The 21,877-nt window shown below is 58.1% G+C and carries 17 protein-coding genes and 1 pseudogene; 16 read left to right on the top strand and 2 right to left on the bottom strand.

Annotated features, from left to right (window positions below; genetic code table 11):
- Positions 1 to 22: 22 nt before the first annotated feature.
- The 5 genes from OEJ37_RS26850 to OEJ37_RS26870 all read left to right on the top strand — a co-directional run bounded on the left by OEJ37_RS26850 (position 23) and on the right by OEJ37_RS26870 (position 4,971).
- Positions 23 to 2,344, top strand: a complete 2,322-nt coding sequence (locus OEJ37_RS26850; protein ID WP_263347208.1) for a M23 family metallopeptidase — start codon at positions 23 to 25, stop codon at positions 2,342 to 2,344.
- Between the two features lie 90 nt (positions 2,345 to 2,434).
- The gene (locus OEJ37_RS26855; protein WP_263347209.1) at positions 2,435 to 3,088 is read left to right on the top strand and encodes a hypothetical protein; all 654 of its coding nucleotides are present in this window, start codon (positions 2,435 to 2,437) and stop codon (positions 3,086 to 3,088) included.
- Positions 3,089 to 3,586: 498 nt separating this feature from the next.
- Positions 3,587 to 4,198, top strand: a complete 612-nt coding sequence (locus OEJ37_RS26860; RefSeq protein WP_263347211.1) for a hypothetical protein — start codon at positions 3,587 to 3,589, stop codon at positions 4,196 to 4,198.
- Positions 4,199 to 4,217: 19 nt separating this feature from the next.
- Positions 4,218 to 4,475 (top strand): PAAR domain-containing protein, encoded by a 258-nt coding sequence (locus OEJ37_RS26865; RefSeq protein ID WP_263347214.1) that lies wholly within the window; start codon positions 4,218 to 4,220, stop codon positions 4,473 to 4,475.
- A 31-nt stretch (positions 4,476 to 4,506) separates the two neighbouring features.
- Complete coding sequence (locus OEJ37_RS26870) at positions 4,507 to 4,971, top strand: hypothetical protein (RefSeq protein ID WP_263347217.1); 465 nt, start codon at positions 4,507 to 4,509, stop codon at positions 4,969 to 4,971.
- A 194-nt stretch (positions 4,972 to 5,165) separates the two neighbouring features.
- Here OEJ37_RS26870 and OEJ37_RS34955 read toward each other — a convergent pair.
- Positions 5,166 to 5,354: pseudogene (locus OEJ37_RS34955) on the bottom strand (galactosyl transferase GMA12/MNN10 domain protein); the annotation flags it as partial.
- Positions 5,355 to 5,776: 422 nt separating this feature from the next.
- On the opposite strand from OEJ37_RS34955, the gene OEJ37_RS26880 reads away from it, so the two are divergent.
- From OEJ37_RS26880 to OEJ37_RS26920, 9 genes are all read left to right on the top strand, one after another.
- Positions 5,777 to 8,128 carry a type VI secretion system Vgr family protein gene (locus OEJ37_RS26880; protein WP_263347219.1) on the top strand — a complete coding sequence of 784 codons (2,352 nt, stop codon included), beginning with the start codon at positions 5,777 to 5,779 and terminating at the stop codon, positions 8,126 to 8,128.
- Positions 8,129 to 8,133: 5 nt separating this feature from the next.
- The gene (locus OEJ37_RS26885; protein ID WP_263347221.1) at positions 8,134 to 10,440 is read left to right on the top strand and encodes a M23 family metallopeptidase; all 2,307 of its coding nucleotides are present in this window, start codon (positions 8,134 to 8,136) and stop codon (positions 10,438 to 10,440) included.
- Entirely contained in the window at positions 10,437 to 10,910 is a 474-nt protein-coding gene (locus OEJ37_RS26890; RefSeq protein WP_263347223.1) for a hypothetical protein, read from the top strand. The genes OEJ37_RS26885 and OEJ37_RS26890 overlap by 4 nt, the downstream gene beginning before the upstream one ends.
- A 20-nt stretch (positions 10,911 to 10,930) precedes the next feature.
- Positions 10,931 to 11,191, top strand: coding sequence for a PAAR domain-containing protein (locus tag OEJ37_RS26895; RefSeq protein WP_263347227.1), 261 nt, complete (start codon positions 10,931 to 10,933; stop codon positions 11,189 to 11,191).
- A gap of 95 nt (positions 11,192 to 11,286) precedes the next feature.
- The gene (locus tag OEJ37_RS26900; protein WP_263347230.1) at positions 11,287 to 12,519 is read left to right on the top strand and encodes a hypothetical protein; all 1,233 of its coding nucleotides are present in this window, start codon (positions 11,287 to 11,289) and stop codon (positions 12,517 to 12,519) included.
- On the top strand, positions 12,485 to 16,012 hold the full coding sequence (locus OEJ37_RS26905; RefSeq protein ID WP_263347231.1) for an ImcF-related family protein: 3,528 nt from the start codon (positions 12,485 to 12,487) through the stop codon (positions 16,010 to 16,012). The genes OEJ37_RS26900 and OEJ37_RS26905 overlap by 35 nt, the downstream gene beginning before the upstream one ends.
- Positions 16,009 to 17,862 carry a type VI secretion system baseplate subunit TssF gene (gene tssF / locus OEJ37_RS26910; RefSeq protein ID WP_263347233.1) on the top strand — a complete coding sequence of 618 codons (1,854 nt, stop codon included), beginning with the start codon at positions 16,009 to 16,011 and terminating at the stop codon, positions 17,860 to 17,862. The genes OEJ37_RS26905 and tssF overlap by 4 nt, the downstream gene beginning before the upstream one ends.
- 17 nt (positions 17,863 to 17,879) lie before the next feature.
- Positions 17,880 to 18,389 (top strand): type VI secretion system lipoprotein TssJ, encoded by a 510-nt coding sequence (tssJ, locus tag OEJ37_RS26915; RefSeq protein ID WP_263347235.1) that lies wholly within the window; start codon positions 17,880 to 17,882, stop codon positions 18,387 to 18,389.
- A 239-nt stretch (positions 18,390 to 18,628) separates the two neighbouring features.
- Positions 18,629 to 19,771 (top strand): DUF2827 domain-containing protein, encoded by a 1,143-nt coding sequence (locus tag OEJ37_RS26920; protein ID WP_263347237.1) that lies wholly within the window; start codon positions 18,629 to 18,631, stop codon positions 19,769 to 19,771.
- 254 nt (positions 19,772 to 20,025) lie between these two features.
- Here the strand turns inward: OEJ37_RS26920 and OEJ37_RS26925 are convergent, their stop codons facing one another.
- The gene (locus OEJ37_RS26925) at positions 20,026 to 20,199 is read right to left on the bottom strand and encodes a hypothetical protein (protein WP_263347241.1); all 174 of its coding nucleotides are present in this window, start codon (positions 20,197 to 20,199) and stop codon (positions 20,026 to 20,028) included.
- 356 nt (positions 20,200 to 20,555) lie between these two features.
- Here OEJ37_RS26925 and OEJ37_RS26930 point away from each other — a divergent pair, with 356 nt between their 5' ends.
- The gene (locus OEJ37_RS26930) at positions 20,556 to 21,359 is read left to right on the top strand and encodes an EAL domain-containing protein (protein ID WP_263347243.1); all 804 of its coding nucleotides are present in this window, start codon (positions 20,556 to 20,558) and stop codon (positions 21,357 to 21,359) included.
- A gap of 92 nt (positions 21,360 to 21,451) precedes the next feature.
- A complete protein-coding gene (locus tag OEJ37_RS26935) occupies positions 21,452 to 21,868 on the top strand; it encodes a hypothetical protein (protein ID WP_263347265.1) in 417 nt (138 codons plus the stop codon).
- Positions 21,869 to 21,877 lie beyond the last annotated feature (9 nt).

Raw genomic sequence — 21,877 nt, forward strand, 5'->3', positions numbered from 1 at the left:
ATAGCCACACACAGCAACGATCATGATCATCAGCCCGCCATTTTTGCCCGAAGCAGGTCTCGCGGCCCCGACCTGGACGAATCCCGATCCGATGATGGACGCAGTAGACAAGTTCGAATGCGCTCACGGCATCTATCCGATCGCCTTCGACCGGCGCTGGCATTGCGGCGTGCATCTTCAGCCCGACTCGAAGGGCGAGGTGTATGCGATCGCCGATGGCGAGGTCGTTGCCTACCGGGTGTGTCAGCATGGGGTTGACAGCGGCAAGAGCCATACGGGCTTTGTGTTGCTCAAACATACAACCGAGACTGGCGAAGGCCGAGCGCTGACGTTCTATTCGCTCTACATGCATCTGTTGCCGTTGGTGGAGTACCAGGAGCACGGTGCGGATTCTAAGGATTTGCCTTACGAGTTCCTGCGCATGCCGACTGGCCCGGTGAGCAAGGGACAGGTGACGCCGGCGGTCTCCGGGGAGGGCAAGAAGGTCCGGCGCAAGGACGTACTGGGGTGGCTTGGAAAATATGAAGGTATGCCGCATTTGCATTTCGAAATCTTTATGTTGCCGGCCGATTTCGATGCTTATTTCGGGCATACGCAACTGGGTAACAGCACGCCTACCCCTCCAGCTCCTACTGAAACGGACTGGTGGGGGCATGCGTACTTCGTTATTCCAGCAGGCAGCCAGTTTCGCCGCCTGCCTGAAAAGGCCGACGCCGATAACAAGTTACACGGAATCGCATTCAAGCCAGGTCATGAGGGCTCGAACACCCTGCCGTTGCTTGTCGAGACGTACTTCAGCCTCGGTTCGAAATACACCAATGTCTGGAGTGTTGCGCAAGACGGCACACGCACGCTGCTCACGCCACGGCCCGTCGAGGAAAAGGACTACGAATACGATCTGTACAAGCGTGCTACGGCGTTTTATTCGTCATGTCCGAGCGACGGTTACGAGTTGCTTCGGTTTGGACGCATCTTGTCTCCGTCCCAAACCCTGGCGGCCGATGCCCGCGTGACCTGGATGCGGGTCAACTGGGCAGCAGACAAGGCAGGCTACGTTGATATCAATGATTCAAGTATCCAGAAATTCTCCGATGCGGACTTCCTGTCTTTTATGGGTTGGCAGAAGATCAGCGAGGGCAATACCCCGTTCGGCAGCGATGGGTTGTGCGACGTAGACGCGCTGAAGAAGCTGCTGAAGGATGGCGCGGACCATGCAACGCCCGCGGCGGAAGGGGAAACGCCGGAGGCCCACAAAACGAATGCACTCTCGGCCTATGTAAAAGGTAACGCGCTGGTGCGCCAGCAATTGCGTGGCCTTGTCTGCAATGCGCCGAGTGAATGGGACAGTACAGGCAATGAGGAACGTTTTGCGAGACTGCTCGACGAAGGCGGCTACTACCACGGCAATGACAAGGGCTACAACGATTTCATGAAGTATCTGAAGGAAGTTCAGTTTTGGAACAAAACGGGGCTTCCGACAGGGCAGAATCTGTGGTTTTTCCATCCGCTGGCGTTTATTCGGCACTTCAGGAGGTGCAATTGGTTGACTTTACGAGAGCATATTCAATTGCTACCTCGTAATTCAATATCTGATGCCGGTGGATATATCTCATGGGCGGAGAGCAAAAGGCGATTTGCGGAAGGGAATGACGATGCTCGAGGGCAATTGCCTCAGCAGATGTGGCTGGCGTTGAATCATACATATCGTAAATATGGATTTAGAGGCAGTCTTCGGAAAGCACACCTCCTCGGGCAGGTATTCAAAGAAACAGGCGCTCTATGCTCGACAAGAGAAAATGGCGATGCGAGTTATTTTCGTAAAATGTATGAGAGCTATTCTGCGAGTGATGCTGCCTACGATTTTGATCATAAGAACGCGTGGCTGGATAGGCTTGGTTTTTTAAAGGGCCGGGATCGCGCAACATACATAGCTCAGCGGCCAGGAGAGGTTCATAATAAGGCGGTTGCTGGTGAGAATATACAGTTAGGCGATGGTCCTCGTTTCTGTGGTCGCGGGTTAATTCATCTAACTTGGAGAAAAGGTTATCGCCAGTATGGCGAGTACCGCGCCAGGGATTTTACGAATGATCCTAATCCATTTCTTCTTCAAAGCGATGCGGAAGTGGCTGCGGATTCTGCTGGCTATTTCTGGGCCAAGACCCGCATTGACAAAAAAGATGACAAAGGGGCGAGTGATCTTGATGTCAAGGCTTGCTATGGCTTGGTGGGAGGTGCTGGTGGATTGCCCGCACGCCAGCAGTTCTTTCGCTATACCTATTTTATCCTTAATGACGCATCGGATTTTCCAATAGAGAATTCATTAAAGCGTCAAGAAGGTGGGTAATTTTTATTTTATCTGATTTAATGTATTGAGGTGGGTCGATATTTAAAATTTCCGGGTGTTGGGGCGTGGGTTTTGCGAGGGTTGACTGTTATGGCTGATCAACGGTTTTTTTCTTTCGGTATATCGCTGGCGTTATTTTTTTTGTTCTCGGTGCCTCTGTCATACGCGATCGGCGTTCCGGTCGCCATCCAAGATGCAATAAAGGCTCGCGCTGACGAGAATCATAAATTACAGGCGCCAATCATCGATGCTGGTCCTGTGATGCAAGGGGTGTATATTTATTTTTTGCTGAACACGTCTGATGTGCCGGGGTATGCTAAAGGCAACAGACCCTACATGCTTGATGCTCATCTGCTATTTGTTGACGAAAATCGAATTTGGCATGATGTGCTATTTGATCGTTATGTGAAAGATGATGGGGTTCCGGAAGTTTCCGATGTATTTTTCGTGAATGCGGATCGTGATCGAAAAGATAAAGAGGTTGTTGTCTTGGTAAGAACGCCTTTGAATCATTATGATTATGGTGGGGAATATTACGATGGCTATGTCTATAAGTTGACTGGCGATCCTAAAACCGGAGTTGTCTTTGCGGGATTGCAAAGTGATGCTAGCGCACCTTTCTTGGATCAATGTGAGTGTGGTTTCCGCGATGGGCGCTCAACACATGCGCGTTATAAGGATGTTGAATCGATTCGAAAGGCGCTTGAGAAGAAATATCCAAATTCCCTGCTGCGAAGTAAATGATCGTTGTGAGGGGAATTGTTTTTATTGTGCCAAATGTTACCGGCGATGATGATTGCTAGTTCCCATTTTCTACTCGATTCTGGTCTCGCAACCCCGACCGGCAAGAAGTCCGATCCGATGGTGGACGCGGTGGGCAAGTTCGAATGTGCTCGCGGCCTCTACCCGATCGCCTTTGATCGGCGAGCCACACAGTAACGATCATGATCATCAGCTCGCCATTTTTGCCCGAAGCAGATCTCGTGGCCCCGACCGGGACGAATCCCGATCCGATGACGGACGCAGTAGACAAGTTGGAATGCGCTCACGACATCCAGGCGCCGCAAGCAATAAGTACATTGCGATTAATTCATCGATCCAAGAAGTAGATGTCTCCGCTCAAGCTATTTTCTCCGCATCTCGATCTATCAGCGAAATAAACAAAAAGACGCGCAAGCCAAATGGGCTTGAAGATCACATCAACCACATTCAATGTATTTCAAAAATACTAATGGATTTGACATGAAAAATATAGTCGTCATCACGCTTCTCATCTCAACCGGCTTGCCTTGGTTTGTATCGCCTTTGTATGCGCAAAATCTTACATTTAACAACAAAACAAAGATTTATCTCCCTGCGTACGAAAACAAGCGGACCAACCCGGATGGGTCCGATTCAGTATGCGTAGATGTTAATCGAACGGAAGTGGTAGCCACTATATGTTTATACAACAAAACTTCTGACAAAACTGCCCAAGACAACGGATTCATTAAATATAGAGAACTTGCTTCGGAGGGTAGAAATCGAATTTCCCCATTGTCTGATGATGCTCTTGTATATGTTGATGGGAATTATGGCACGCTCTACGAAACAAGAATGGAAAAAATTGGTGATTTTATCGCATATGAGGCTGACAACACGCTCTGCGATATTTCTGATACTGCAGAAAGACGTCCCTCAGTCTGTTACGTGGCAGCATTAATTCCATCAAAAAAATCCAATGTGCCTCCAGCAATTTTTGTCTCCGCCGTCATTGAGCAGCCGCCCACTCCCGGCGGAGAGCTTAGCAAAAAAGCGGCAGATAAAGTAAATTCAATAAGAAAAATTATAAAATCTATAAAGATCGGAAAATAGTCGTAAAGCGCAAACCAAAATGCAATCTCCCATCCGCAAAGGCGACAGACTCGAACACGACGGCGAAGTCACCGGCGGCTCGCCCTGGGCAGAATTCATGGGCAGCCCGCTTGCACGCAAGGGCGACGAGGCGACCTGCGACCTGCACGGCCAGACCGTAATTGACGAGGGCGCCGACAAGTTTCCCGATCGCGACCACAAGCGGTTACATGGAGCAGCGGCTATGAAGCCCTTGAAGCGATATGGGATGAATGGTTTAGTTATACTAAATTCATAATTTGTTTCGGTGGCTTGGGTCGGAGTGATCTATGAGAGTTATCAGAATATTGGTGACTGTAGTGATGTTCGCGATACCTTTCTTGGCGTATGCTGCAGGTTTTTCAAAAATTTTTACTCCGTCTCCGGGGGTTACGGCTGTGGTGGACGTTAGAGACCTAAATTTAGTTTGGAGGCTATCCGGAAGGAATGGAATTAATCAGGGGGAGGTAGCCTTCAATGCAGAAACCCCCCTGAGTATCGAAGTTGGTAGTTATGATTTTAGCGGGAGACTTGGTTTTTTGGTGTCGCATACAGACGATGGAAAGGGGGCATACGAAGTCGATAGGGTTTTCACATTTTCCCCATTGTTTAATGAGTTTGTGGAGAGATTTCCGTCATGCGGGGACGAGTTTGCTAACCTTAGGGTAGATAAAAAGAGGAGATACCTGGTTAGTACTTATTGGGACAAAAATGTTCCTAAGAGGTGCATCACTAGGTTGTCGATAGAAAGATGATAGGTGGGTTATTTTAATCGACGACACGAATGCGAAATCGCCGATTCACAAAGGCGAAAAACTCGAATACGGCGGCGAAGTCACAAGTGGCTCGCCCTGGACTGAATTCATGGGCAGGCCGCTTGCCCGCAGGGGCGACGACGCGACCTGCGACCTGCACGACCAGACCGTCATTGACGGGGGCGCCGACAAGTTTCCCCATCGCGACCACAAGCTGTTACATGGAGCAGCGACTCGTAGCGATGCAGCGGCCGCAACGGCAGCGCCTGCGGCATTGCGGACGAGTCGACGAACTCGTGACGATACCCGTGTGCCTGCGCGTACTGCCGGTGATTCTCGAGGCTGGCGGGCGCGTCGTGACTGAAATGGCTAAGGACGATCATCGTTCGCTCCGAAGAGCGGGACGTGGGTGACGACGAGTGATACACGGGGTGTTTTTCAGCGCTGAATCGCGGCCGGGCATGTTTTTCCGTGCGTGTCACCTCGGTGCGTCATGGATTGACCGGAAGGCGTGCGCGGCATCGAGTTCCATTCTGTCAGCCTCTTTTCCAATAGCGTTGCGGCGAGGCCGTTTCTTGTCCGTTTGAGTGCCGACACCCCCCGACAACTCCGGTGGCGTAGCTGGTCGCCGGAGTATCGCATAAGCGTTTCGCGGACTTAATTTTTGTTATCGACAATTTCGTATTCGTCTCATGGATTTTATTGTGATGATTTGCTTAACTCAGGGAAATCTGCCGGCATCGTATTCCTGAGGTTGTAGCGAATGGGCGTGCCGATGTATGTAACCCATCATGCAACGGTGACCATGCAAACCATTCAGGATGTGCTCAAACACCCGAGCGCAGTCGTTACCCAGTCTCTTCATCTCGAAATCGCGACGCTTGCCTCCGCGCTCTCCGTGTTCGAATTCACGCTCACGGAGGCGATGAACACGCCATTTCTAGCCGACATCACGGTCACGTCTTCGGACAAGCATATCGAGGGCGCGGCCTGCGTCGGGCGGCCGGCGATCTTAATGATCGACGAGCATGCATCGGTGCCGTCCCTGCCGGGATTGATCGACCCCGTGCGTCACACCGCACGCACCGTGCACGGTATCGTCACGCAATGGACGCGGATCAAGACCACGCGTGACGAGGCAACCTACCGACTGCATCTGAAGCCGCGTTTCGCGCTGCTCGAGTCGGTGCATGACTCGGCCGTGTTTCTCGACTGCTCCTTGCGCGAGTTGCTCTCCGACATGATCGTCGATCGCAATCTGTTCGAGTCCTTCGATGTCGAGTTCGAACTGGAAGGGCTTGATGGAAAGTTCGAACAAACCGTGATGTACGAAGAGACGGTCGCGAACTTTATCGACCGGCATTGCAGGCGCGCCGGGGTCTATTACTACTTCAAACAGGCGAGGAAAGAAGACGGCCCGCAACGCGATACGCTGGTGTTCGGCAATACGGCGCGAGGCTACGTGCGTGCGCTCGAAGTGCCGTTGCTGCCGCACTCGGGTCTGATGGGGTGGCACGAGGCGATCCTGACGTTGGAAACCACGCGTGTGCTGGTGCCGCAGACGGTACGCGAATGGGATCGCAACTATCGCACTCCAGACGATCCGTTGCAGGTCGAATCGGTCGTGGCCGAAGACGACTGCTCGGTCTATGGGAGCGTGAACCGCAGCATCGAGCACTTCCATTCGGTCGAAGAGGGGCGGGCGCTGGCTGACGCGCGGCGTGATGAACTGCTCACGCGGCAGATGCGGCTCGCGGGCACGAGTAACGTGATTGGCATGATGCCCGGCATGGTGGTGCGGATCGCCAATGACGTGGTGCCCGAGGCGCCACACGGGATCGTGATCACGAAGCTCGTCACGACCGGCAGTCGAAGCCAGTCGGTGACCAACGCGTTCGAAGCGATCCCCGCGCACCAGGCCTACCGTCCGGAGTATGTGCCCGAGAAACACTGGCGATGGATCACCGGCATGCTGATCGGTGTGATCGAGTCGGGCGACGATGAACCGTACGCGTGGATGGACGAATACGGCCGCTATCGCGTCAAGTTCCTGTTCTCCCGGCACAGCGGCAAGCGTGGTGCGAACAGCATGCCGTTGCGCCAACTGCGCACGTCTGCGTCGTATCAGGGCGGCCTGCACATACCCCTATTGCCCGGAACGGAGGTGCGCATCGTGCCGACACAAGGCAATTGCGATCGATTACTGATTGCCGGGGCGGTTCATGACTACGCCCGCCGGGATCCGGTGCATGGCAAGGAGGGCTGGTATAGCCGCGCCGTGTTCCGTTCACCGTTGCTTGGCAACAAGCTGCGCTTCGAAGACTTGAAGAATCACGAGGGAATTCGGTTGGCGACGGTGTTCGGGCGGTCGTCGCTCAACCTCGGCTTTCTGGTCGACAGGGAGAAGAACAAGCGCGGCGAGGGCTTCGAACTGACCACGCAGCATTGGGGTGCGGTGCGTGCGCCGAAGGGGCTGTTTTTCTCGGCGGACGCAGCAGCCGGGTCCGAGACGCCGCACCTTGATATGCCTGCTGCTATCGCGCAGCTCAAGGCAGCTTTGCAGCGCGTAACGGACCTCGCGGCAGCGACGACGCAAGCCAAGGCCGACCCTGCGGACCGTGCGGCGCAGGCGGTACTGCTCGATGGCCTGAATCAGCTTCGCGATGCGGGGTTACTGGCGAGCGCTCCTGGCGGCATGGCTTTCGTCACACCGAAATCGACGCAGCACTCGGCGGGCGAGAACGTGATCGTCACCGCAGGGCAGGACATGGACGTGAGCATCGTCAAGCGACTGCGGATGGTGGCGGGTGACCTGATCTCGGTGTGCGCGCACAGGCTGGGCGTCAAGATTTTCTCGAAAGGGAAAATCGAGTTGCAGGCACAAGGCGCACCCATGGATCTCTTTTCCGACCAGCAATTGCATCTGTCGAGTGCCAGCGCGAACGTGCTCGTGAACGCGAAAACAAGGGCGATGGTGGCCAGCGGCGGTGCGTCGATGACCATCGAGAACGGCAGCGTTGTCTTCAATTGTCCCGGCGAATTCCGCATCAGGGCAGCCTCATTCAAGTTCGAGGGGCCCGGCCATACGTCCGTCAATCTTCCGCAACTGCCGGTGAGCGACTACCAGCCCAACGCCAGATACAGCCACACACAGTAACGATCATGATCATCAGCCCGCCATTTTTGCCCGAAGCAGGTCTCGTGGCCCTGACCGGGAAGAATTCCGATCCGATGATGGACGCAGTAGACAAGTTCGAGTGTGCTCACGGCATCTATCCGATCGCCTTTGATCGACGCTGGCATTGTGGCGTGCACCTTCAGCCCGATACGAAGGGCGAGGTGTATGCGATCGCCGATGGTGAGGTCGTTGCCTACCGGGTGTGTCAGCATGGGGTTGACAGCGGCAAGAGCCATACGGGCTTTGTGTTGCTCAAACATACAACCGAGACTGGCGAAGGCCGAGCGCTGACGTTCTATTCGCTCTACATGCATCTGTTGCCGTTGGTGGAGTACCAGGAGCACGGTGCGGATTCTAAGGATTTGCCTTACGAGTTCCTGCGCATGCCGACTGGCCCGGTGAGCAAGGGACAGGTGACGCCGGCGGTCTCCGGGGAGGGCAAGAAGGTCCGGCGCAAGGACGTACTGGGGTGGCTTGGAAAATATGAAGGTATGCCGCATTTGCATTTCGAAATCTTTATGTTGCCGGCCGATTTCGATGCTTATTTCGGGCATACGCAACTGGGTAACAGCACGCCTACCCCTCCAGCTCCTACTGAAACGGACTGGTGGGGGCATGCGTACTTCGTTATTCCAGCAGGCAGCCAGTTTCGCCGCCTGCCTGAAAAGGCCGACGCTCACAACAAGTTACACGGAATCGCATTCGAGCCAGGTCATGAGGGCTCGAATGCCCTGCCGTTGCTTGTCGAGACGTACTTCAGCCTTGGCTCGAAATACACCAATGTCTGGAGTGTTGCGCAAGACGGCACGCGCACGCTGCTCACGCCGCGGGCCGTCGAGGAAAAGGACTACGAATACAGTCTGTACAAGCGTGCTAAGGCGCTTTATTCCCCATGCCCAAGTGACGGGTATGAACTTCTACGCTTTGGGCGCATTCTCTCGACTCCTACTATGTTGACGGATCCCGCGGTTGGTTCACCCTCTGCAGTCCAAAGAGAATCGTCTAGCAACACACAAGTTGCAAACATACCTAATCAACGCGTGACCTGGATGAAAGTCACCTGGGCTACCGGTCTGATGGGCTACATCGACATCAACGACTCAAACATTCACAAGTTCTCGGATGCAGATTTTCTGCGCTCCATGGGATGGCAGAAGATTAGCGACGACAACACCCCATTCGACAGCGGCGGTCTATGTGATGTAGGCGCGTTAAAAAAAATTCTCAAAGCCGCTGTGGATAGTGAACAAGCAACGGTAGTGTTAGAAACCACCGAAGTCCAGAAAGCAAACGTGCTTTCACGCTATGTGAAATACGATGATCAGGTGCGCCAGCAGTTACGTGGATTTGTCTGTAACGCGCCCAGCGAATGGGATAGTACGCACAATGAGGAACGTTATGCGAAGCTGCTTGACGAGGGAGGGTTCTACCACGGTAACGACAAGGGTTACAACGATTTTCTTAAGTATCTGAAGGAAGTTCAGTTTTGGAGCAAGACCGGCTTGCCTGCGGGGCGGAAGCTCTGGTTCTTTCATCCGCTGGCGTTTATCCGGCACTTTAGGAAATGTGGTTGGTTGAGCAAGACCGAGATTTCGCAAATCTATTCTGAATCGAATTACGCGAAAGTGCAGAAGAATGGTGATCAATACCGAGAAAAATATCGTGTTGCGATCAACCGTGTTTTTAGAAAATATGGTATCTGCGATCCGGTGCGTGTCTCCCATTTTTTGGGGCAAATTGCAGTTGAGTCGTATTACATGATGGCGGTTCGCGAGGCGAATGTTGCAGTCCCCATTGCGATTCGAACTAATCATGCCTCAATAATGCCGGAATCGAACGGCTATCTGCGCACGCCACTGAGTTTTGTCTCATATTTTCATAATTATGAAAATAATGTTCGACTTGGCAATACAAGTGCCGGCGATGGGGTGAAATTTCGTGGCCGAGGGTTCAAGCAGCTTACTGGGCGGTATAACTATTCCGAGTACTGGGTCTTTAGAGGTTGGCTTGATGGCAACTCATACAATCATGCTTGGTTCAGCAGACGCCCGCCCGGTGATGGTCCAGTTATAAATAATCCAGAGTTGGTGGGGGATGATACCTATTCTTGTGCTGATACTGCAGGCTTCTTTTGTGTTCGGTATCCGGTAAAAAAGGCTGCGGATGCCGGAATCTCAGAATCAGCATCGCGTGCTGTAAGCAAGATTATTAACCCGTACGACGTGAACAGTCCGCCATTGCGTTGGGAAGAAACGCAAAAAGCGTATCAAATATTGGGGGATAAGGCGTGAGGAAGTATATTTCATTTATTTTATTGGTTATTTTTCTGTCGGATGCGCGCGCACAGGTTGTTAGATCTTGTGATGGTAGGTATTCAGCGCAGGCAACTGGTCGAGCTGAAATGCTCGTTAGGCGAGATGGGAAAAAAATAGGAGTGACTAAAATTGATCATGGCATTGATGCTGGTGCTTTTTCTTTGGATGGAAAGAGTCTCATTGTTTATGGGATGCCAATCAAGATAGATCTTCGCAGTCCTCAGGCCGAGTTTATTTCAATTTATTCCTTAAGGCCTAAGTTGCGTATGATTATGAAAAGAACGTATGGTGGCGGTATATATGATGCTGCGATTGGTTCTGATCAAAAGTCGATATTCGTTTCTAGTCGTTTTGGGTTTGATGTCGTCGATATAAAAGATATGAAAATTGAGTCGTTCGACCCAGTGTCGGAGCCGCGGTTCTCGAGGCAAAAATGTAAGAATTAACAATTGATTTTGAGGCGGTTATGCAATCTCCCATCCGAAAAGGCGACAAACTCGAACATGGCGGCGAAGTCACCAGCGGCTCGCCCTGGACAGAATTCATGGGCAGCCCGCTTGCCCGCAAGGGCGACGACGCGACCTGCGACCTGCACGGCCAGACCGTCATTGACGAGGGCGCCGGCAAGTTTCCCGATCGCGACCACAAGCTGTTCGCGCTGGATGGTCATCGCTGCGCATGTGGTTGTCGGCTGATCTCGTCGTTGCCGAACGTCCACTTCGAGTAATGCCCATCGACCTTTCTCGGGCCGGCCGCCCGAGCGCCTATACGTGCCGCCCACGCTTCTGGCCGTGGTGGTTCTGTATCTGGCTGGCCTGCGCAATGGCAGGCGTGGCCGTTGTCCTGCTGATATGGCCGAAGGGTGAACGCGCGGGCGGCCCTTGGTTTTGGTTCTGTGTCGTCGGTGTCCCGAACGGTCTTTTCGGCTTGCTCTTCACGATCGAGCGCGCTCGTTACGAGGCCATGTGGTATCGCGCATATCACCGCAACCTCCATCGCGACCGATGGCTGGCGGAGCGCATCCGTATTGCGCAGCAGCCGCTTCGGGTGCTTGGCGTCGGTTACTGCTTGCCTTTGAACGACCAGACGCTTGCACAGGCGATCCGTGCTGGCGCGCGTCTGCCGCGGCAGCAGCAGCCCCGCTCGGGCTCGGGTGTCATCGAGCATTGCCGCTTTGACGATCCTCCGGAAACATTCGACGAACCCGGCGTGGCCGATCCGGCTGAGGAGAGCGGGGCCGGTGCCGTAAAGGATGCGGCTCCAAAGCAACCCGTTACTCAGCTTGCGCTCAGGATTGCCGAAGCGCTTGAACCGCTCATTGCGAGTCTCCACGCGCTCACGCAATATGAATCGGCTTACTGGCCAACGGTGCGCGTGCTGGCCGAACCCGGCGCCGAAGTTTTGCGTGAACAGGAAGTGCGTGACGCGTTGCAATTGGCCGGTTTATCACCGCTTATCGTGTTGGCGGTACCAGCTTCGCACGGACTGCAGGTGGCTGACGCATGGCTCGACGCTGGCGACGCATGCCCGCTGCTCGTGATTGCAACGGCATGGCACGAAGAACAGCCTCCGGCCGGCAGCACGGAGGGATGTGTCGCGATGCTGCTCGATGCCGGCTTCTACCGTCTACCCGAAGGTGTGCCCGTGATGGGAACCCTACATCGGCCCGTCGAGGGCAAGACCGACGAGATCGAGTACGGATTCGCGAATGCCGTGATTTGGGGTAAGGCGGATTTCGCTGCCGTGACGCGAGCATGGGTCACGCGCCCCGTCAAACGCTGCAATCAAGGGCTGCGCATCGCGAACCTGGATGCGGTTGCGAATAGCGACGCCCAATGCGATCTCACCTACATCGTCGGCGATTTTGGCAGCGCCAGCGGCTGGCTGTCCGTTGCAGCCGCTACCGACTATGGTGCGGCGGACACGCCGCAACTGATCATCGATGGCGTGCAGTCTGCCATTGTTCACGTTCTTCCCGGTGCATGCGGGAACGAACCTTCGTTGCCTGGACACGCTCAGCATGACCGATCCGAAACTGACCTTGCGACCGCTTGACTCTGCTCCCGCTGCGCAGTCTCCGCCCTCTGGACGCATCACGCTCTGGGGGACGATTGTTGCGGCGCTGATCGTCGCCGCATTCGCGATCGGCCTCGTGTGGGGCCGGGGCGACCTGTTCGATCTCGCCCCCGGTGTGGCGCGTATGCAGGTGGTGGTGATCATCGTCATCGCTCTGGTTATCTTCACCGCTACTCACCTTTGTCTGTTTTTCATCGGTGCATACGCCGTCGCTGGACGGATGTTTCGCAAGGAGACCGGCGACACGGCGGAGGCGCAGACACCGCTCAAACGCGACGTACGTCTGCAACGTATGGTCGATGACCTACGTGCGTCGCAGGGCCGGCGCTGGCGATACCGATCACCGTGGCTGCTGGTGAGCGGGACGGACGCGTTGATCGACAAAGTCGCGCCGGGCCTCAAGCGCGCGGGTGCGATGTCAGTCGGCAACGCGATCCTCGTACACGTGGCACCGGACGGCATCGACGCGAGCGAGTGGCGCCGTCAAATCCGGAAGCTGCGGCGTCGGCGGCCGATCGATAGCGTTGTGGTGGTCACGAATGTGGACGAGCGCGACACTGAGCTGCCGCGTGCGCTCGCCGCATTTGCGAGCGATCTTGGTTGGGCCGCGCCCGTTACCTTCCTGCATGCGGTGCCCGCGCAGGGCGGGAGCCCCGAGACGTTCGAGGCGATCGGGGCATTTCCAGGGCCGGCGTGCAAGGAGGCGCCGGCGGCGATAGCTGTACACGACCAGCTTGCTGCCATCGAGCGTGGCACGGCGGATGCTGGCGTGCGGCTGTGTGCCACTTCCGCGCACGTCACCTATCTCGCCGAAATCTCGCGATACATCGGCGAACAGCGCGAACATATCGTCACGAACTGGCACGCGCTGCTTGCTTCGCACTGGCTCCGAGCGCCGTTGGCGGGTGTGATGTTCGCGCCCGCATTCGCAACGACGATACCCATGCCGACGCCTGCGCCGGTCGCCGAGGGCGGGAGCGCGGTGCCAAATGCTGCAATTGTTCCCAACGGAACGGTCGAGTGCCCGACGCAGCCCCCCGCGTTGTTGCCGACGTGGCTCGAAATCGCCACTCGGCGATGCAACGGTCGGCGCGTGGGGTTCTACTGGGCCAACGCGCTGGCGACGTGCGCGACCCTTGCCGCGATGGCATGGTGCGTATGGATGTCCGCATCGTTCATCGGCAACCGGCAACTCATGCGCGAGGCGCGGGTGACGGCGAACGCTGCCGTCGGCGCCCCGCCACAGACGGCAGTTGCCTGGCGCAGGCAGCTCGCGCTACAGCAGTTGATGGAAAAGCTTGAATACCGGCAGCAGCATGGCGCACCGTGGTACCTGCGCGCGGGCCTGTCGCGCAATGACGATATCCTGGATGGTCTCTGGCAACCGTACCGAATCGCGGCGACCCGTAACTTGCAGATACCCGTCGTGCAAGCGATCGACGGACTGCTGAAAGCCGCAGACCAGGCGCGTGCGGACAGCCTTCAATCGCAGGATATACGCAGCAGTACCTACAATGCGCTCAAGACTTACCTGATGCTCGGCGATCCGTCGCGCGCCGAGCCGGCGTTTCTAAAGCGCTTGCTGGTCGCGTTGTGGTCGCGACCCGTCGAGATGCCGCTAGGCGAGCGCGACGATACCGGCCGGCGGCTCGCGGCGTTTTACGCCGATCACCTCAAAGCGCATCCCGAATGGCGGATTGCGATGGACGACGGTGTTGTGACCTCGACTCGTAACATGCTGATTACCCAAATGGGACTCGCATCGGCCGACGACACGGTGTATCAAAGTATTCTGGACGACGTTAAGAACAAATACGCCGACGCGTCGCTCGAGACCCTTTTGAATGGTGCCGATGCCTCCGGGATGTTCACGGCGTCGCAGGCTGTCCCGGGAATCTATACACGCGCGGCATGGGACGGGATGATCGCCACGGCGATCGACAACGCATCCCGCGAGCGCCGGGTGAGCAGTGACTGGGTGTTGTCCGGTTCGCAGGCGTCGCAGACGAAAACCACCGCGATCGTTGACGAGAAGCGCGCAGCCGAGGAACTGAAGCAGCGGCTGACGGCGCGCTATTTTGGCGAGTACACGGCCGCTTGGCAGCGCATGCTCAACAGTATGCAGTGGCAGCCGGCATCCAATCTCGACGGCGCTGTCGAACAGCTTTCCCGACTCGCGGACGCACAGACCTCTCCTTTGATCGCGTTGATGAAATCCGTGCAATATCAGGCGCACGCGGGTCGCCCGTCGCAGGCGCTGGCCGACACGCTGGTGCGCAAGGCGCAAGACCTGATCGGCACGGACGTGCAGGCGGAGGCGGCCGTCGTCAACCCGCTCGACAAGCCGTTTGGTCCGCTGCTCGTGCTGTTGGGCGACACGGGCGCGTCGCCTGCCGCTGCACATGGGAAGAGCGCTGCGCCGGCCAGTATCGCGCTGACCGGCGTGAGCCTGTCGCGCTACCTGACGGCAGTCACGACGATGCGGCTGAAGTTGCAGCAGATTTCCGGCAGTCCCGATGCGCAGGCGATGGCTCGTTCGCTTGCGCAGGCGGTGTTCCAGGGGAAGTTGTCGGAGTTGTCGCTGGCGCGCGATGACGCGGCGCTGACGGCCGCAAGCCTCGGAACGGCGTGGGCGGGCTTTGGCGACGCAGTGTTTAAGCAGCCGCTCGAGTCCGCGTGGCAGACGATCCTGCAACCGGCCGCAGCGAGCTTGAACGACGCATGGCGAGCCAGTGTTGCCGCGCCCTTCAACGCGGCGATTAGCGGCCGCTATCCGTTCTTCGATACGCAGGCCGATGCGTCCTTCGCCGAGCTTGGCCGCTATGCGCGGCCCGATACCGGATTGATTTCGCGTTTCGTCACTACACAACTGGCCGGCGTGATGAAGCTGGAGGGCGATCACTGGAAGCCGAACGAGTTTGCGCCGCAGGCGCTGCAGTTCGATCCGAAATTCCTGAGCGCCGTCCGGCAGTTGTCGACGGTCGGCGCGCAGCTCTACTTGCAGGGCGACGCAGGAGAGAAATTCGAAATGATGGCGCTGCCGACGCCGAAGGTAACGCGCTCGGAACTGTCGGTCGACGGCAAGCAGATCGTCTATTTCAATCAGCAGGAGCGCTGGACGCCGCTGGCGTGGCCGGGCAATGGCCTGAACGGACATGCGGGGCTCACGTGGCAGACGCTCGACGCGGGCCTGCGGCAGGCGTTCGATTCGACCGGCGATTGGGCGTTCCTGCGTCTGCTGAGCAAGGCGGACGTCAAGCAGCTTGACAGCACGCGCTATCGGCTTACGTGGAACACCGGGAACGGCGAGCCGCTTTCGTACGTGCTGCGCGCACAGGTCGGAGCCGGGCCGATCGACCTGCTGAAACTGCGCGGATTCAGAATGCCTGATCGCATTTTCATCGTTGGCAAGACGGGTGTCGTGTCCACCATGTCGCTCCTGCCGCCGCTGCCACCGGATCTCGAGCCATGAGTGAAGACAAAAACAAACGGTTGATGCCCGAAGGGGGCAGCTTCGACGCGGAGGACGATCCGTACCTGCGTTACTTCGACGCCGAAATGCGCTATCTGCGCGAAGCAGGGCGGGAATTCGCGAAGAACCACCCGCAAGGCGCCCGCCGTGTGGGAATGACGATGATGCCCGGCGCGCGCCACGACAGTGTCGAGCAGACTTACGAGGGCTTCGCTTTCCTCACGGGCCGGCTGCGCATGAAGCTCGACGACGCGTTTCCGGAAATCACCGATCCGCTGATCGACCACCTGTGGCCGCATGCAGGTCGCACGATTCCGTCGCTGGCGATCCTCGAATGCGTGCCCCGCATCGGCGAGGCGCGGATTCTCGATACGTTGCCGTCAGGGTTGCAGGTGCGTTCGACACCGGTCGGCCGGGACGGGACGATATGCGTTTATCGAACCACTCAGGCGGTAAGCCTGTTGCCGCTCAACGTGCGCGAGGCGGGCGCATGCATGCGCGAGGACGGTCGCACGGTGATTCGGCTCGCGTTCGACCTGCTGCACCGCGAGCAGCGGTTGCTGGATGACCTGTCGCGTATCCGGCTTTACCTGCATGGCGACCGGCCGACTGCATCCGCGCTGTACGCGGTGTTCACGCGCCAGGTCGAGTCGATCGGCGTGCGCATGCCGCGCATACTCGACGGTCAGCTACAGCCGCGTCAGGCGATGAGGTTCGAGGCGGCTGGCTTTGGCGCACAGGCGCGACTGTGGCCGGTCGATCACGACGCACGCGACGCCGATCTCGATTGCGAGCAGACGATGCTCGAATATTTCGCGTTCCCCGAGAAGTTCCACTTCGTCGACTTGTGCGGTTTCGACGCGGCGAGCGTGCCGCCGGGGGAAACGCGTGTCGAATTCGAAATCGTGATCCGGGATCGGCTACCCGGTGACGCCACGTTCGGCGCGGACAATATCCGGTTGTTCTGCACGCCGGTGATCAACCTGTTCGAGCTGGACGCGCAGGCAATTCGACCCAACGGACACGATCGCGACTATCCGGTGTTTCCTCCCGCGTCAGCCGGCGAGCACGTCGAGCCCTACGACGCGCTGTCGGTCGTGGCGACCGATCCGCGCACCGCCAATCGATACGCGTATCAGTCGACCAAGGAATTCCGTCACCGCGGCGGAATGATGCGGCACGAGTCGCCGGATCGCTACTACCACGCGTCGATTCGGCAGGGCGTGACCGGCCAGCGCGAGATGGTCGTGACGTTAGGGGGGCATCTATGGGATGAACCGGGCAGCTTTCCGGACCGGCATGTGGCGGTCCGAGTGCTGGCAAACAATGGCCGGTTGCCGCGCATGGCGCTGCGTGAATCGATGATTACCACGCCTGCTTCGACCTTTAACGGTGTCGAGCGCGTACGCAACGTGACGGCCCCGACGATGCCGCTGTATCCCCCGCGCGGTGGCGACTATGGCTGGCAGGTGATCTCTCACTTCAATGCGGCCGGTGCGAGCGAACTGAACATGATGGACGCGAAGGTGCTGCGCGGCGCGCTGTCGTTGTACGACTGGACGCGACAGGACGATAACCGGCGACGTATCGAGGCGATCCATTACGTGTGGCTCGACGAGGAAACGGAACTGGTGGGGGCGCGCGTCGATCGCATCGTGAATGTGAACGTGGGTATCGAGCCGTCGGGTTTCGCGGGACCGGGCGACGTCGCGCTGTTCGGCGACGTACTCAGCCGCTTCGCAGGCCGCTACGCGTGTTGCCACTTTGCGGTGCGGCTCGTTCTGTACGAAGGCGTGGGCGGCCCGATCCGGCGCTATCCGTGCATGGGCAAGACGGGAGACTGGTTGTGATACCGGGAACACATCGGATGATGCGAAGCATTCGACTGATAGCGGTCGGTGCGCTGACGGTCGCGTCGATGTCTGGCTGCGGCATGTGGCAGTCGGTGAAGGATACGACGGTCGATACGACGCGCGCGGTATTCATCGCGAAGGTCAAGCAGATGAATCTGGCGATCGAGAGCCGTTCCGCCCTCAACGAAAACGAGCGAGGCCAATCGTTACCGGTTGTGGTGCGCGTCTACCAGTTGAAGGACGCGATGGTCTTCGAAAAAGCGGGTTACGCCCAACTGCTCGATGACGATAGAGCCTTACTGAAGGCCGATTTGCTCGGCAGTATGGAAACCACGCTCGGACCTGACGCCACGGTGAAGCTGTCTGCGCCCATGGCGGATGATGCGCAAGTTGTCGGTGTTGCGGGATTCTTTCGCGATCAAGCGGGTGCCGAGTGGCAACTGGTGATTCCGAAATCGCAATGGAAGAAGACTGATCCCGTCAAGCTGATCGTGACGGGCAATCGGATGGAGTTGGCGCCGTGAGCGAGGTGCCGTTTCGGGAACTTGATCGTCGGCGACGGAATTTCCGATGGCGGTCGACTCGCCAGCGGAAACCAGTGGGCAGTGCAAATTGCGTGCACCAGCCCGGTGCTAACCATCCATGACAGTGTTCCCGCCGGCGATTCTCTAGAATGCCCGGTTGCCGCCGCTTGACGCGGGCGGCGCTTCGCGCGCTACACTGCGTTCATTCCATTTCCATCCAACCTCCCATCCCGTCGACGATGACGTCTCCTGTCCTGAACGGCCTGCGCATCGGTATCACGATCGGTTTGCGTGCCCCCGACGAAAGCCTGTGGATCAACGGCATCAAGCAGAACGCGCTGTTTCTCGCGAAGCTGCTGATGGCGTCGCCGCACGGCTACCGTGTGACGCTGGTCAACACGACCGACGTGCCGCTCACCGACGCGCTGCCGTGGGATCGCGCCGTGTACGACACGCGCGCGTTCGCCGACATGAAGGATTCGCTCGACGTGGTGATCGAGCTCGGCGGGCAGATCGACGGCGAGCAGACGGCCTGCCTGAAAGCGCGCGGCGCGAAGCTCGTCAGCTACTGCTGCGGTGTCGAGTACATCAACGCGATGGAGTCGATGCTGTTCGGCCGCCGGCTGTGGGATTCGCTGTTCATCAACCGCGGCTTCGACGAGGTGTGGGCGATCCCGCAGATCGCGCCGTCGTCGCTGCCGTTCCTGCAGTCGCTGCGCCGCTGCCCGGGGCGCGTCGTGCCGTTCGTGTGGGATCCGATGTTCCTGAGCGCACGCGCGCAATCGCTGCCGGAGCACGGCGAATACCGGCCGCGCGGCGAACCGGCCAAGCGGTTGACGGTGATGGAGCCGAACCACAACGTCGTGAAGTTCTGCGTGTATCCGATGCTGATCATCGACGAGGCGTTTCGCCGCGATCCCGATGCGATCTGCTTCACGCACGTGACGAACGCCGATCGCCTCGCGCACGACAGCCCCGAGTTCGTGATGCTGATGAATTACCTGGACATCGTGCGCGCAGGCAAGGCGAGCTTCGTCGGGCGCTTCGATACGCCGCTGTTCCTGGCCGACATGACCGATATCGTCGTGTCGCATCAATGGTCGAACCCGCTCAACTATTTCTATTTCGACGTGTGCTGGCAGGGCTATCCGCTCGTGCACAACGCGAGCCTCGCGCCCGATCTCGGCTACTACTATCCGGACAACGACGTGCAGCAGGGCGCCGACGCGCTGCTGCGCGCGCTGCATACGCATGACGACGACTGGGAAGCGTACACGCGGCGCCAGCGCGACATCCTCGGCCGCTATACGTCGGCGAATCCCGCACTCGTCGCCGAATACGACGCGCTGCTCGCGAACCTGGTCGGCGCGACGGCCGCATAAGCCCGTTTTCCCGCGACGCACTCCCGCTGCGCCGCGGGCCGCCATCGGGGTTGCCCCGCCATAATATCTGAAGAAAGAATGCCGTTAAAAAAAGAAACCGTCGAACCCGTTCGGGTCGACGGTTTTTGAAGGCACGAATTTGACGGCTCCGAGGGAAGTCCGTCGGAAACAAGTTTATAGGTTAACGAATTGGAAAGATTGTTAAACTTGGTTCAATCTATAATCATCATATAATTAAACTTGATATTATTGATTCAAGGCTGGTTGATTCCGCTTTGAAATTCAACAATATCGTTCGAAGCGTGAAAATTGAATGCTGCGATGATCGAATGGCGCAGCGGCAGGTTTTCAACGGACGGTAAGCCCGGGCAGCCGGCCACGGCGGCGAGCTTGGCATCGAATGCGGACGGCGCTTCACGGGCGGGCATTTATCCTATCAATTGAAAAAATCCCGATTCATGGGGTTGGCATGTCGCCGGAAAATCGATTCGGACAAATTCGTTCGGGCGAAAAAGACAAGCGACTTCTGGATCGGGGTTCCGTAATTCGTGTTGTGTAACCTGTCGCACTGTCGGTGTCGTGCGTACATGGTGTATTCCCGGTAATTGAATATCGTTGACAATATCGAATTTGACGGCGCGCCGAAGCGATAAGTACGCTCCCGGAAAAGATCGACATAACAGAATGGGCCGGGTAGGCGGCGGAGCGCGTCATGGTCGGTTCGCTCCGCATGTTTGTTGAGGTCGAGCCGTCTTCGGCGGCTCGCCATTTGCCGGAGCGCCGGATGAATGCGGTCGAAGCTCGCCTGGAGGCGAATCGGGAAGCGAATCGTGACGAAATCGATCGCGTGTTCGGCGCCCCCGACGATCATCCCGACCTCGCGTCGGTACGCAGTTTTGTGGAAAGCCGGCTCGGGTTCGCTCACGAGCCGGTGTGCCGATCCGACCTGTCGGGCGGCGTGCTGTACCAGGAGTGCCTGGCGCGGTTGCGCTGGGGCGAGCGCGACGCGTTGTCGCCGGCCGCGTTCCTGCCGCGCCTCGAGTCGCTCGGGCTGATGTGCTGGTTCGACCGGCTCGTGGTGAGCCGGACGATCGACGGGCTGCGCGCCGATCCGGGCGCCGTCTTCGGTTGCAACGTCGCGGCGGCGAGCGCGGTCGTAGACAACGCGTGGCTGGCCATTTTCAGGCGGCTCGAGCGCGAGCCGTCGGTTGCGGCGCGGCTGGTGGTCGAGATCACGGAGACGGGGCCGCTGAACCCCGTCGCGGGCCGGTCGTTCGTGAACCGCTTCCGGCAGGCCGGATGCCGGATCGCGATCGACGATTTCGGCGTCGGCTTCAGTGCTTTGAACAATCTGGTGGTCGGCAATCCCGACATCGTGAAGCTCGACCGGTCGGTCCTGTCGATGATCAAGCGCAATGCGGTCGGGCGCTACCAGTTCCGCAGGCTGATCGCGTTCGCGCATGAAGGCGCGCGGCACGTCGTCGTCGAAGGCGTGGAGAACGAGCTCGACCGGCAGATCATCGTGGATGCCGGCGTCGCATGGGCGCAGGGCATCCGCTTTTCATTGAGGTCGCCGGCCGCCGCGTAACGGCGCGGGAACAGGCGGGTGGCGTGCGTGATGCGCGCCGGAGTCGGGCGGGTCCGGCGCGTGGCCGGGACGAATCGCAAAGGGGCGTGGGCATGGCGGAGACGAAGACCGGACGCGGAACGGGCACGCAGGCGGCCGATGCGCGCGACTTGGTCGCGATCGCCGAGCTGGCCGACATGCTGCGGCAACTGGGCGCCGAACCGACCGATATGCCGATCGACGTCGCGCCGTATCTCGACGGCCTGAAGGCCGTCGCGCGCCGCATTCAGCGGATGACGCCGCTCGACGCCAACGGCCGCGAGCTGGCGGCGCGGCACTATTACGCAGGCGTCATCGCGGGCGCGTGCGGCGACGATTCGGCAATCGCGCGCGGCGTATCCGACAGCCTCGTGAAGCAAACCGGCGGCGCAAGCCGGCCGGCGGCTCGTTGCTTCGCCGTGCTTGCGCGCACGGGGCGGCGGCATGGCCGCGCATTCGCCGCGCACAGCGGCGCTCGGGTGCTGGTGTAGGTCACGTTC

The organism is Burkholderia sp. BKH01 (assembly GCF_025685725.1).
GTDB lineage: Bacteria > Pseudomonadota > Gammaproteobacteria > Burkholderiales > Burkholderiaceae > Burkholderia > Burkholderia pyrrocinia_C.